Raw genomic sequence first — 12,774 nt, forward strand, 5'->3', positions numbered from 1 at the left:
CTTGTTATCATGCGGCGCTACGCAGTGGCAAGGGGGGCGGGATGGTGGCGGATGGTGCGGATGACGGGGGGACGATGAGCGGCGGCAATCAAGATGCGATCCTGGCGGCCTACGCCGCGGGCGACCGGCTCGCCGCCGCACGCCTCGCCCTGCCGACGCCGCAGTCGTGCTACGACGAGGCCTGCGGCACTGCGGGGCTGGGGCGGTTGTTCGCGGAATACCTCGACGGGATGCTGTTCGGCGGGCCGGTCCATGCCCACCGCATCCAGGGTTGGCTGGAGGCGTACCGCCAGCGCTCCGGCGACGGCCGCCTGACCTACGACCTCCTGCCCGGGGTGAGCACCCTCGCCTACGAGCGGATCGCCGCCATCGTGGCCAGCGGCGAGATCTCCGCCGAACTCGCCGCCGGCTTCTCCCTGGAGCACAGCTCGATCCGCTTTCCGGAGCTGGGGTATTGGCTGATGGAGCGTCTGGGGCGGCGATTGGAGCCGGCCCAGCGGGCGTGGGTGCTGGAGCGTACGCCGCCGCCGCTGCGCGACTCCACGGCGCGGATGCTGTCGATCCTCGACGGTCGGTTGCGTCTGCGTGCGGCGCGGCCCGAGCTGTTGCCCGCGCTCGACGACGACGCGCCGCCATTTCTCCCTTTCAGCTTCGCGCCGGACGATTCGGCACGGCGGGCGGCCGAATGGGTGGCCGAGACGACGACCGGGATCCCGCTGCTGCTGATGGAATTGTGGGAACTCGACTGGGCGGAGGTGCTGGCGCCGCTGGAGGGACGGCCGGCGCTGCTGCTTTTCGTCGAGCGGACCGAGCTGATGCAGGCGCTCCAGTTTCCGGCGGTGGTCGAGGCGCTGCTCGATCCGGCCCATCGGGTGCTGGTGCTGGAGGCCTACCCGCTGGCCCAGTGGGCGGCCCGACCGGCGGGGTGGGAGGGGGGGCGTTTCGCGCCGCTTCCGCTCACCCCCTGCCCGGTCATGGCGGCTCACGCCGGGCTGCTCGCCGAGGCGGTCGCCGCCGCGCTGGAGGATGCCGCCTCCCCGGTCGATACCCCGGCGGGCGACTGGCTCTACCGGCTGGGGCGGAAGATCGTCGCCGCGCGCAGGTATCGGCGGCTGGGGCCGAGCCGGGAGCTGGCGATCCGCACGACCGATCACCAGCACCACTGGCGGGATTCCCACAAGGGGGAGGTGCCGGCCGGGCGCTCGCTGGGGCCGCCGGCGGTCGACCGGCTGAAGCGGCAACTGGACGCGCTGCGGCCGCGCCGCTCGCCGCGGCGGATCCCCGCGGGCCGGGAGCGGCTGCGGCTGCTCCATGTCACCCCCCAGGTGGTGGACGGTGGACATGCGCCGTCGCGGCTGCTGCGCACGGTGATCAAGCACCACGATCACGCCCGCTACGAGGTCGCGGTGCTCTCCACCGAGCTGCTGGTGGAGCGTCAGGGACTCTATCCGATTCCCCGGATCACCTCCGCTCCCTCCAGTGAGCGGGCCGGCGAGACCCTGGCGCAGTGGGGGAATATGGGGGTGACCGCCTACAGCCTGGACGGGCGGGGGCGGTTCGAGGAGTCCGCGGAGGAGCTGGCCGATTTTCTCGCCGAGCTGGCGGTGGACGTGGCGGTGTTCCACGGCCCCGACGAGATCAATCTGCTCGCCTCGCGGCTGTGCGAGGTGCCATTGAAGGTGTTCTTCGACCACCATCTGCTTCCCCCCTATGGCGGCTTCGACCTGATCCTGGCGAGCAGCGAGCAGGGCGCGCGAGGGCGCGCCGACTTCCACCGCTCGCTGGGTGAGCGGGTCGTCGCCAACCCCTTCGTGGTGGATGTGCGCGAGGAGTGGTCGCCGGCCCCGTTCACCAAGCGCGATTTCGGCGTTTCGGACGGGATCCGGATCATGACCACCGTCTCCAACCACCTGGAGGCGCGGCTTACCTCCGGGGTGGTCGATGCCTTTGCGCGGATTCTCCAGCAGGTGCCCGAGGCGGTCTACCTGCCGATCGGAGAGGTGCGGGACGTGCCGGGGTTCAAGGCGCGCTTCGCCCCCTACGGCGTGGCCGACCGGGTCATCCCGATCGGTTTTGCCGCCGACCCCACCCAGTACACCCGGGCGATGGACCTCTACCTCAACGAATTCCCCCTCGGCAGCGGCCTGGCGCTGCTCGACGCGATGGCCGCCGGGCTGCCGATCGTCACCATGTACGATCCCGCGGGCATCCCCCAGGCGCGTTACGGCGGCGAGTACTTCGGCGTCGAGCGGGCGGTGACGGCGGGCGATGTGGAGGGCTACGTCGAGCGGGCGGTGCGCCTGCTCACCGATCCGGCGCTCTACCGCGAGTGGTCGCAGGCGGCGGTGGAGACCCACGCCCGGCGCACCGATCCCCGCGCCTATGTGGCGCGGATGGAGCGGGAGATCGAATGCTCGCTGGCGGAGCGGAGCGGGTGAGCGCGGAGGGGCGTTACGGCGACTACCAGTTGCGTCCGGCGACGGACGCCGATCAGCCGCGGCTGCTCACCTGGCGCAACCATCCGGAGGTGCGCCGCAGCATGATCAACGACCATGAGATCGGCGCGCAGGAGCACCGGGCGTGGTGGGCGCGGGTGAAGGCCGACCCCACCCGCCGCTGGTACCTGCTGGAGCGCGATGGCGAGGCGCTGGCGGTGATCAACTATTACGACCTTCCCGCCGGCGACCTTCCTGCCGATGGGGCGACGGCGGGCGAGGGGTGGTGGGGGTTCTATCTCACCGACATGGCGCGGCACGACGGCGCCGGGCGGATGCACCGCTGGCTCGTTGCGGAGGAGGTGGCGGTACGCCACGCCTTCGCGGGGCTGGGGCTCGGGCGACTGCTCTGCGAGACCCTGGCCGGCAATGCGCCGGTGCTGGCGCTGCATCGCCGCTTCGGCTTCCGCGAGGTGGCGCGAAAGCCGGTGGAGCGTGCGGGCGGGCGCGACGAGCTGGTGGTGATGGCGCTGACCCCGGCCGACGCGGCGGTCGCCGGGGCTGGCGCCGCGCCCGCCCCGGCGCCCCGCCGGGTGGCGCTGCTCGGCGACGCCAACTGGGGGTTGGCGGCGGCCCCCTTCGAGGTGGAGAGCGCGGCCGCGGCGGCGGGGCCGAGCCGGGTGGTCCGGCTCCCCTTCGGCCAGTGGCGGATGGCGCTGGCCGAGGGGGACACGGGGTTGGCGGAGGCGGATTATCTGGTCTTCTGCCAGCGCTTCGAGGAGTTGCTGGAGGGGCCCCACCACTGCGCTGCGGCCGGCGCCGAGGCGGCGCTGGCGGCACGTCTCGACGACTACCTGGCGCAGATCGCCGCGGCGCGGGGGCGCTTCGCCGGCCGCTTCCTGGTCCTCGACCTCGCCCCGGTACGCCCCGCCCCCGACTCCCTGGAGGCGGGCGACGAGGGGGCGCTGGCCGCCCTGTTGGAGCGCCTCAACCGGCGGCTGCGCGAGGGGCTGGCGGGGCTCGCCGACTGCCGGCTGGTGGCGCTCTCCGCGCTGGTCGCCGAGTTCGGCGCGCGGCGCGCCGATCCGAGCAAGTATTGGCACCTCGGGCGGGCGCCGTTCCATGGCGAGTTCGTCAAGGCGCTCTGCCGCCGGCTGCTCGGGGCGATGCTCGCCTGGGAGGGGCGCGCCGCGCGGCTGGTGGTGCTCGACCTGGACAACACCCTGTGGGGCGGTGTGGTGGGCGACGACGGGTTGGCGGGGATCCGTCTCGGCGGCGACCACCCCGGCTCGCTGTTTTCGGCATTCCAGCACTACCTGAAGCGGCTGCATGAGCGGGGCGTGGCGCTGGCGATTGCCAGCAAGAACAGCGAGGCGGTGGCGCTGGAGGCGCTGCGCGAGCACCCCGGCATGGTGCTGCGACCGGAGGAGTTCGTGGCGATGCGCATCAACTGGTCGCCGAAGCCGCAGAACCTCGCCGAACTGGCTGAGGAGGTGGGGCTCGGGCTCGGCTCCCTGCTCTTTCTCGACGACAACCCGGCGGAGCGGGCCGAGGTGCGTGCCGCGTTGCCCGAGGTGGTGGTGCCGGAGCTGCCCGCAGATCCCGCGGCGTGGCCGGCGTTCCTCGCCGACCTGCCGATGCTGGCCGCCTTCGCGCTGACCGCCGAGGACCGCCGGCGGGCGGAGCAGTACCGCCACCGCGCCACCCTGCGCCGCGAGGAAGGGCGCTTCGCCGACCGTCAGGCGTTCCTCGCCTCGCTGGCCATGCGCCTCTCCTTCTACGGTGCCGAGCCCGTCCATTGGCAGCGTATCCTCCAGTTGCTGGCGAAGACCAACCAGTTCAACGCGACCACCCGCCGCCATGGCGAACGGGAGTTGCAAGCGATCCTCGCCGAGGGCGGCGAGGTGGTGGCGGTGGGGTTGGCCGATCGCTTCGGCGGGGAGGAGATCATCGGTCTGGCGATCCTCCGTTTCCCCGGGCCGACACGGGCGATGGTCGACACGTTTCTGCTTTCCTGTCGGGTGCTCGGCCGGGGGGTGGAGACGGCGATGCTGGCGGAGTTGGCGGCCCGCGCGCGGGCGCGGGGGGCGGCGCGGCTGGAAGGGGAGATCGTCGAGACGCCGCGCAACATGCCGGTGCGTACCCTCTATGCCGATCACGGTTTCCGCGACGAGGGCGATGGGCACTGGTCGGCGGAGTTGGCGCAGGCTACCTTGGAACGGCCGGCGTGGTTCGTGTAGGGCGTGCCGCGCGCGCCGTGCCCGGGTCGGCACGGCGGTAGGTCATCGCACGGTGTCGGCGCCTGCCCGGGGCGCCCTATGCAGGTGTCGGCGGGCGTGGGATGGATAAGCGATAGCGCACGTTAAACGGAGGCAGCGGTTCGCCGGCGGGACTCCCTGCCATCCGACCCGCCGGGGGGGATACGGCAGTGGACTTTCGCGTGTCGACATTGCCTCCCGGGTGTTCGAGTGCTATCTTTTTGCACAGTATCCACTATGGTTTCATACAGTGATTGTGGAGAGCCGCCGTGCCTCAGGTAGCCGAACGTGTCAGCGACTTGGAGTTGGCCCTCGAAAAGATGGCCTACGCCCAGTTCAATACTCAACTCGAGATACAGCGCCTCTCGAACGAGATGCGCGAATTCAAAGGAGAGATGAAGGCGTTCAAGGATGAGATGCGTAAGGATCGGGCTGATCTCAACAAGCGTTGGGGAGAATTGGCCAATAAGATGGGGACGGTGGTGGAGGACATCGTGCTGCCCAATATCCCGCGGATTGCGCGGGAGCATTTCGGCTGTGCCGAATTGGAGCTGCTCGCCCCGCGAGTGGTGAAGCGAGTGCCGGGGGATGCGTCGCGGCGGCGGGAGTTCGATGTGGTGGCGGTGTGTGCCGACCGGGTGATCCTCAACGAGACCAAGTCGACGCCGCGAACCACCTATGTGATGGAGTTCGTCGATTTCCTGCGTAGCGGGGAGTTCTTCGACTATTTCCCGGAGTACGCGGGGCGGCGGCTGATTCCCATATTTTCTTCACTCGCCATCCCGGAGGAAACGGTGGCACTGTTGAGTCGCGAGGGGATCTACGCCATGGCGATGGGCGAGGAGACTATGGACCTGCTCAATGCGGAAGCGGTCGGCTAGGAGGCTGTCGGACTTAGGGGGATCGAGCTGCGGGAGTGGGAGAGTGGTCCCAATTTTTCGGAAATTTGAGGAGAATAGTGAGCTATTTGACGAGAATTTCCGGAAAAGTGGGGCCGCTATCCCGCTTCCGCGGCCGATTCATCCTAAGTCCGACAGCCTCCTAGGAGGGCGTCGGCGCCCGCGGGGCGTCCGTTGCCGGTGTCGGGTGAAGGGGCGTCGTAGTGATCGGTGCGTTTCACGGGTATCGACGCAGCGGTTACTTCGGCTTCGTCAAGCGCAATGGCGCCAGCTCGATACACACCTCGGGCAGCGCCTGCAGGCAGATCCGCTCGTCGCGGTAGAGGTCCATGTGACGGTACTCGCCGTCCCGCGGGGTGTGGTGGGCCTCCAGCCGGCCGCCGGTGAGATCAACCAGCCAGTATTCCGGGATGCCGTGGCGGGCGTAGAGCGGCAGTTTGACGCCGCGGTCGTAGGCGAGGGTGGTGTCGGAGACCTCCACCGCCAGCAGCACGTCGGCGGCGGTGGGGTGGGCGTCGATGTAGAAGTCCTCCCGCGGGCGCAGCACGCAGAGGTCGGGCTGGGGTTCTGAGTGGCGGCCGAGGACGATCGGGTTCTGGGCGGCGACGATCGCACGACTGCCGATCGCGGCGAGGAGGCGGTTGAGCAGGAAGTTGACGTTCCCCGCATGGGGACTGCCGATGGGCGCCATGTCGATCACCTCCCCTTCGATCAGTTCGGTTCGCTGCTCGGGGCGGAGCAGCCCCGCCTCCCCCATGCGGTGGTAGGTCTCCACGTCGATGCGGTGGCGGGCCAGCGGCGGGCTGAGGTAGGGGTCGAGTTGGAGGGCCGGTACGCTCATGGTCGGGGTCTCCCTGGAGTGGCCACTAGAATAGTCGTCGAAGCCTATATTAATCCATCGTCTCCGGTGGTTTTCATAGGGCGTGCCGCGAGCGCCGCGCCAGGGCCGGCACGGCGGTTGGTTCTCCAGCGGCGTCGGCGCCCGCGGGGCGCCCTATGCGGGCTTCAGCAGCTCCCAGCTCAGCGGCGTTCCCGTCGCCACGTCGCGGCTCACCGCCATCCCCAGAACCGTTTCGTAGTGTTTCGGCGCCAAGCCGAGGCCGGGGCGGATGCGGCGCAGATTCTTCTCCGTAAGGATCTCCCCGGCCTTCAGATCCTCGGCGATGTAGAGCGAGCGGCGGTGCTGGAGGGACGCATCCTCGGCACCCACCGGCCCGTAGTGGACGGTGCCGAGGGCGCGGGCGGCCCGCGCCGTCTCCTCCACCAGTTGTTTCAGTTCCGCAGGCTCCATGGAGAAGGCGGCGTCCACCCCGCCGTCGGCACGGCGCAGGGTGAAGTGTTTCTCGATCACCGTCGCGCCCAGCGCGGTGGCCGCCACCGCCACGCCGATCCCCAGGGTGTGGTCGGAGAGCCCCACCTGGCAGCCGAACAGCTCGCGCAGGTGGGGGATGGTGGCCAGGTTGCAGTTCTCTGCCGGGGCGGGGTAGCTGCTGGTGCACTTGAGCAGGATCAGCTCCGTGCAGCCGGCGCCGCGGGCCGCCTCCACCGCCTCGGTCAGCTCGGCCGGGGTGGCCATGCCGGTGGAGAGGATCAGCGGCTTGCCGGTGGCGGCGGCGCGGCGGATCAGCGGCAGGTCGGTGTTCTCGAAGGAGGCGATCTTGTAGGCGGGGGCGTCGAGGGATTCGAGGAAGTCGATCGCGGTCTCGTCGAACGGGCTGCTGAAACAGAGCAGACCGCGCTCGCGGCAGCGTTCGAAGATCGCGCCGTGCCACTCCCACGGGGTGTTGGCCTCGCCGTAGAGCTTGTACAACGACTGTCCGGCCCAGGGGTTGGCCGGGTCGTCGATGAAGAACTCCCCGCGGTCGAGATCGAGGGTCATGGTCTCGGGGGTGTAGGTCTGCAGCTTTACCGCGTGGGCGCCACTGTTGGCGGCGGCGTCGACGATCGCCAGGGCACGGTCGAGGGAGCGGTTATGGTTGCCCGACATCTCGGCGATGACCAACGGGGGCTCGCCGGGGCCGACAACGCGGTCGGCGATACGTAACGTGGACGCCGAATGGATGGATGGTGGTGAGGGCATGCGGCGTTTCGGATTGCGTTAGTTGGGGTGGTCGAAGACGAAACGGGGCGTGACGCCCATTCCGGCTCCCCTATTCATGCACCCATATAATACACCGCCACAGTGCAGGAGATCCCGGGAGCATCTAGGTTGCCGTGAGCTGGAATTCGCTATGTCCCTCCCCCGCCTCATCGCGTCGTCGTGCGCATTTTTCTTACTGTCTCGGGTGACAGTCCGGTCTTTTCCGCGATCAGTTGATCGTCGGGGATTACCGCCAGCAATGCGGCCGCGATCCTCTCCCGCTCTTCCGTTCGGCCCTCCTCGCGACCTTTCTCCATCCCTTTCTCCATCCCTTTTTCCATTCCCTTCGCCATTCCCTTCGCCATTCCCGTCTCCAGTGCCTTGGTTAGCGCACCCCGCTGGTCCTGAATGAAGATCTCTCGGCGTTCCTGGTCGTCCAACTCCTCCGCCGTCAGATTCGCCTTGTTGGCGATCGCAAACGCGTGGGTGATCGCCGGCTCCATCTCCAGCCCCTTCGGCACCGCGGTCAGGTCCCCGGCGTGTCGGAGGAAATAGAGCCAACGCTCCAGCGTCGTCTCCAGCTCCTCCTCTTCCTTGGTGAACTTGGGCAGTTCCACGAATACCAGCTCCAGGTCGTCCGCATAGACCCGTCCTTCCTCGCCGCGCATCTTGAATTTGTTCACCAGTCCCGCCGGAGCTTCGAACATCAGAAAGTCGGTGATGGTGATAGCGATTACGTCGGTCAGCAGGTGGTAGTCCTCACCACGCCCGATCTGCCCCGCATAGGCCTTGCATGCGTTGTAAAGCACCCGCTTCTCGAAACCCGCCACGTTCAGTACCTGCATCTCGATGATGTACTGACGTCCCTCACCGTCGCGCACCCGCACGTCCAAATAGGTATCTTTCATCCCCTGGATCTTGGGCGCCAGATAAGGATCCAGGATCTCCACTTCCACCAGGTGGTAGGGGGGACGGAGTTCCAGCAGCGCATTGAGGAAAGAGATCAGGATGTCTCGGCTTTCGCCGGATCCGAAAATGCGTTTGAAGGCGAAGTCGGTTTTGGGGTTGAGAAAGCGCACGACGGGCTCCTCGTTCGATTGCGTGGTTGCCGCTGCCGCGGGCGGAAATTCATATCGCGTATGTGCATCGCCCGGGAGTCCGGAGCGGTCCGAATTATAGGGCGTGCCGTGCGCGCCGTGCCAGGGGCGGCACGGCCGTCGGTCGTCAAACGGTGTCGGGGTGCGTGTCCCGCGGGGCGCCCTACGCGGGTTTCAGCAGCCCTTTCCAATCCGCTTTCACCGGACCAGCTTTTCTATCAGTGCGATCAGTTTCGGGTAATCGGTCGCCTCGGCGATCCGTTCGGTGGGGATGTCGAGGTCGAATTCGCTCTCGATCTCCATCATCAAGACCAAATGGCTGGCGGAGTCCCAGCCGTCGGTGTGGTCGAGGGCGGCCTGCTCCGCTTCACTGGCGGCGAGGGTGGGAAAGAGTCTGTTCAGGATGCGTATCAGGCGGCGCGCGGTGTCATCGGCCGCGGGAGACGCTTCGCCGGAATCGGCGTGCGCTTCGGCGGCGATGGCAGTGGTCGGTCGAGCCCCACCGGGAGGGTACGCCTCGACCAGTTCGAACAGCCCATGGGCGCGGTGATGAAGGAAGGCGACCCGACGGCCGTCGAAGGCGGGGTCGGGCGTCGCCGCGGCGATTACCCGCGCCTCGCCGGCGAGCGCCTGGTTCAGCGCGCCATCGAGGTCGTCGACCGCGTAGCAGAGGTGGTAGGCGCCGCCACCGCGCCGCAGGTGGTGGGCGATCGGCGAGTCGGCGAGCGGCGAGAGCAGTTCGAAGGTGGTTCCGGCCACCGTGACGAAGGCGTAGCGCACCCGCTGCGCGGGATTCTCCGCCGGGCCGCGCAGCAGCCGGCTGTCGGGCAGGGCGAGATAGTGGGCGAGGGTCGTCTCCAGCGCCGGGGTGGTGACCGCCACATGGTCGAGGTAGCGGATGCCGAGGCGGGTGAACAGGTCGTCATCGGGGATCACTCATCAACCTCGCGGAAGCAACGGCGCCAACCGGTATTGCAGCAGGTCGGCCAGGTAGAGGTGGTCGTGGCGCTGCTGGGCGGCCAGCACCTCGCCGAGCAGGGCGCTCAGCTCGTTGATCCGTAGCGGCGGCAGCGGTGCGTTCTGAAGCTCCATCAGCAGACGGTCGATTAGCTGCACCAGCCCCTCCGCGGCGGCTCCCTGCATGCCGAGGCGGAAGTGGGAGGCCACTTGGTGCAACAGGGCGTCGACTCGGATTTCGCTGTCGTTCATGACGTCGATCGGATCAGGTGGCTGCCGGCGATTCGCGCGCCTTTCGCGCCGAAGCTGTAGAAGCGCGCCTGCGGGTGGCGGGCGATGAAGTCTTCGAAGTCACGCAGATAGCCCCGCAGGTTGGGCAGGGTCGGCACGCGTTTGCCTTCCCAGTCGTGGACCCAGGCGCCGCTCTCCACCGCTTCCGGCGGGCCGGCGACCATCGAGCCGTTGGCGTGGCGCTTGTTGTAGGGGAAGGAGAAGTCCGCGCCGAACAGCAGGAGATGGCGGGCGCCCATCTGGATCGCCAGGTCCACCGCCGGATGGATGACGCTCCCCGCCTGATGGAGCCGGCCGCGTGGCAGACGCGCGGCGGCTTCATCGAACAGCGCGCTTTCGCCGTAGGCGGCGAGGCGCCGGCCTGGCCAGCGGGCTACCGCCTCCGGGGGGATGGTCGGCGAGTAGACCAGGGTGATCGAAGCGGCCTGCTCGGCGGGGATGTCGAGATAGTCGGTCACCAGCGGGTGGGGATCGATGGAGACGACGATCTCGGGGGTGATGCCGCGGCTCAGCAGCAGCTTGAGGGCGCGGTCGACGGCGATGATCGGTTGCGGCAGGGCGAGGAAGCCGTAGTGGAAATCGAGGCTGGGGCCGGCGGCGGCGATGCTGACCGCACCGGCGGGGCGGGTCGCGAAGAGTTCGCTCACGTCGCCGTCCGCGGCGACGGTGGCGAGGTTCTCCTCGATATGCCCGGAGTGGTCCTGTTCCTCGTTGACGCGGCGGTTGATCAGCAGGGTGTCGAGTTCCAACTGGATGCGGTCGCGCAGCGGCGCGGCGCCATCGGCGGCGAGGAACAGTTCGGGGGGGACCGCGCAGAAGGGGGTGTTCAGCGCGCGCTCGTGATCCGCAAGGGTGAGTTCCACCCGCGGGTCTTCCAGCCATTCATGATCGGGATAGTGGTGGAGGATCGCGAGAAACAGGGCGGGGTTGAGGATGACCACATGGAGGCGGCGCAGCGTATCACGGGCAAGCAACGCTTTCGGCAGCTCACCACTGCCAACGCCGTAAACCCACGCCTCGGCACTCTGTTCGGGGATCAGGCGGGCCTGGAGGCGGGCTTCGGCTTGCGGATCGAAGCCGCTGGAAAGATGGATGGCGGAGGCGGTGAGGGCGCCGTGCGGCCCGTCCTCTACCCATTGAGCCGCCGCCTCCGTAACACCTTCCAGGCGCTTGGCGAGTCCCGGCCAGCGTCGCCGGATGGCATCTCGATAGCGTTGGTAATGAGGGGCGTTGGAGGGCGTCGTCGTCGGGCTCACGGTATCGTCCGGTGTGAACGGTTGCCTCCTCATACTACCTCACCAAGAGGCGTCTCTCTATCGCCATCTGTCCAGCGGGCGTACCTCCGTTTCCTACCAACATATTGGGGTACGCTATGTCAGGTGCCCATGATATAGTCCGGCGGGATCACAATTAGACGAATTATGAAAGGACTCGGACGGCGCCTCGCGGAAGCTCTCCAGGGCGCCTCAAGGAAATCCTCTGGAGGCCGTTACGCCGAATACGGGGATCGGGACCTTCCCATTTTCGGAGGGCGGCCGATGCGAATTCACCCGCAGGGCAACGGTTTTTTGCGCGCACGGGTTGCGGTTACAGTGAACAACAGGTTTTTTCCGGGAGCCGCAACCGGTTGGGTGGCATATGAGTGACAAGTTCCGAATCGATGGCCACAAGATGATGTACCACCCGCGGGAGGTGGCTCGCTTCCTGGACGCCGGTGATGACTGGGAGCGTGCCCGGGAGATCGCCCCGATCTATGTGGAACTCTCGCCGGTTGGCGCCTGCAACCACCGCTGCACCTTCTGTGCCTACGACTACATCGGCTACGAGCCGGTCACCATGGACGACGAGGCGCTGGTTACCCTGATGAGGGAGATGGGCGAGCAGGGCGTGAAGAGCGTCCACCTCGCCGGCGAGGGGGAGCCGCTGCTGCACAAGAAGATCGTCGAGGCGATCAACGCCGGCGCCGAGGCGGGCCTCGATTTCGGCATTACTACCAATGGCACCGTGGTCAACTCGCGTTTCGTCGATGAGGCGCTGGACAAGGTGACCTGGATGAAGGTGTCGATCAACGCCGGCAGCGCCGAGACTTACCAGGCGATCCACCGCTCCAAGGAGGGGGATTTCGACAAGGTAATCGGCAATCTTCGCCATGCGGTCGAGGTGCGCCGCAGTCGCGGCTTCGCCACCACCATCGGCGCCCAGGCGATCCTGCTGCCGGAGAACGCCGACGAGCTGGAGCGGCTCGCCCAGCTCTGCCGTGACGAGATCGGTCTCGACTATCTGGTCATCAAACCCTACTCGCAGCACCTGGCGAGCAATACCCACCGCTACGAGAACATCGATTACGACGACTACCTCCACCTGGAAGAAGTCCTGGCTCCTTACTCCACCGACGACTTCCAGGTGGTGTTCCGCGCCAACACCATGCGCAAGTACGGTCAGGCGATTGCCCAGCGCTACACCACTTGCTACTCCACGCCGCTGTTTTGGGCGCACATCATGACCAACGGCGAACTCTTCTCCTGCCCGGCCTACCTGAAGGACGAGCGCTTCGCCCTGGGCAACGTCTTCGAGGCGGGCTTCAAGTCGGTGTGGCAGGGGGAGCGGCGACGGCGCAACTTCGAATATGTACGTCGTGATCTCGATATCTCCGAGTGCCGCCGCAACTGCCGCATGGACGAGGTCAACCGCTACCTGTTCGACCTGAAAGAGGGGCGGGTGCCCCACGTCAACTTCATCTGAGCGAGAGAGACAGAG

Annotated in this window: 10 protein-coding genes; 4 read left to right on the forward strand and 6 right to left on the reverse strand. The window is 67.6% G+C overall.

Going from position 1 to position 12,774, the window contains the following annotated elements; genetic code table 11:
* The first annotated feature begins 41 nt into the window (after positions 1-41).
* The 3 genes from ACYQ2W_RS00055 to ACYQ2W_RS00065 all read left to right on the forward strand — a co-directional run bounded on the left by ACYQ2W_RS00055 (position 42) and on the right by ACYQ2W_RS00065 (position 5,574).
* The gene (locus ACYQ2W_RS00055) at positions 42-2,438 is read left to right on the forward strand and encodes a glycosyltransferase family 4 protein (RefSeq protein WP_459862144.1); all 2,397 of its coding nucleotides are present in this window, start codon (positions 42-44) and stop codon (positions 2,436-2,438) included.
* A complete protein-coding gene (locus ACYQ2W_RS00060; protein WP_459862146.1) occupies positions 2,411-4,675 on the forward strand; it encodes an HAD-IIIC family phosphatase in 2,265 nt (754 codons plus the stop codon). The genes ACYQ2W_RS00055 and ACYQ2W_RS00060 overlap by 28 nt, the downstream gene beginning before the upstream one ends.
* Before the next feature lie 287 nt (positions 4,676-4,962).
* Entirely contained in the window at positions 4,963-5,574 is a 612-nt protein-coding gene (locus ACYQ2W_RS00065) for a hypothetical protein (protein ID WP_459862148.1), read from the forward strand.
* A gap of 256 nt (positions 5,575-5,830) precedes the next feature.
* Here ACYQ2W_RS00065 and ACYQ2W_RS00070 read toward each other — a convergent pair whose 3' ends face one another.
* The 6 genes from ACYQ2W_RS00070 to ACYQ2W_RS00095 form a co-directional block, all read right to left on the reverse strand.
* Positions 5,831-6,433 (reverse strand): Uma2 family endonuclease, encoded by a 603-nt coding sequence (locus tag ACYQ2W_RS00070; protein WP_459862150.1) that lies wholly within the window; start codon positions 6,431-6,433, stop codon positions 5,831-5,833.
* A 153-nt stretch (positions 6,434-6,586) separates the two neighbouring features.
* The gene (pseI, locus tag ACYQ2W_RS00075) at positions 6,587-7,672 is read right to left on the reverse strand and encodes a pseudaminic acid synthase (RefSeq protein WP_459862152.1); all 1,086 of its coding nucleotides are present in this window, start codon (positions 7,670-7,672) and stop codon (positions 6,587-6,589) included.
* Positions 7,673-7,839: 167 nt separating this feature from the next.
* Positions 7,840-8,751: an Rpn family recombination-promoting nuclease/putative transposase gene (locus tag ACYQ2W_RS00080; RefSeq protein ID WP_459862154.1), complete on the reverse strand. Its 912-nt coding sequence runs from the start codon at positions 8,749-8,751 to the stop codon at positions 7,840-7,842.
* 216 nt (positions 8,752-8,967) lie between these two features.
* Positions 8,968-9,705 carry a VOC family protein gene (locus ACYQ2W_RS00085; RefSeq protein WP_459862156.1) on the reverse strand — a complete coding sequence of 246 codons (738 nt, stop codon included), beginning with the start codon at positions 9,703-9,705 and terminating at the stop codon, positions 8,968-8,970.
* Positions 9,706-9,708: 3 nt separating this feature from the next.
* A complete protein-coding gene (locus tag ACYQ2W_RS00090; RefSeq protein ID WP_459862158.1) occupies positions 9,709-9,978 on the reverse strand; it encodes a hypothetical protein in 270 nt (89 codons plus the stop codon).
* Complete coding sequence (locus ACYQ2W_RS00095) at positions 9,975-11,273, reverse strand: motility associated factor glycosyltransferase family protein (RefSeq protein ID WP_459862160.1); 1,299 nt, start codon at positions 11,271-11,273, stop codon at positions 9,975-9,977. Before ACYQ2W_RS00095 ends, ACYQ2W_RS00090 begins: the two co-directional genes overlap by 4 nt.
* 382 nt (positions 11,274-11,655) lie before the next feature.
* Here ACYQ2W_RS00095 and ACYQ2W_RS00100 point away from each other — a divergent pair, with 382 nt between their 5' ends.
* Entirely contained in the window at positions 11,656-12,759 is a 1,104-nt protein-coding gene (locus tag ACYQ2W_RS00100) for a radical SAM protein (protein ID WP_459862162.1), read from the forward strand.
* The last annotated feature ends 15 nt before the right edge of the window (positions 12,760-12,774 follow it).

It is taken from the genome of Endothiovibrio diazotrophicus (assembly GCF_054657215.1).

What these genes read in the sequence shown, in the direction of transcription:
- ACYQ2W_RS00055 (WP_459862144.1), top strand. Translation starts at nt 42, where the DNA reads ATGGTGGCGGATGGTGCGGATGACGGGGGGACGATGAGCGGCGGCAAT.
- ACYQ2W_RS00060 (WP_459862146.1), top strand. Translation starts at nt 2,411, where the DNA reads ATGCTCGCTGGCGGAGCGGAGCGGGTGAGCGCGGAGGGGCGTTACGGC.
- ACYQ2W_RS00070 (WP_459862150.1), bottom strand. Translation starts at nt 6,433, where the DNA reads ATGAGCGTACCGGCCCTCCAACTCGACCCCTACCTCAGCCCGCCGCTG.
- pseI (WP_459862152.1), bottom strand. Translation starts at nt 7,672, where the DNA reads ATGCCCTCACCACCATCCATCCATTCGGCGTCCACGTTACGTATCGCC.
- ACYQ2W_RS00090 (WP_459862158.1), bottom strand. Translation starts at nt 9,978, where the DNA reads ATGAACGACAGCGAAATCCGAGTCGACGCCCTGTTGCACCAAGTGGCC.
- ACYQ2W_RS00100 (WP_459862162.1), top strand. Translation starts at nt 11,656, where the DNA reads ATGAGTGACAAGTTCCGAATCGATGGCCACAAGATGATGTACCACCCG.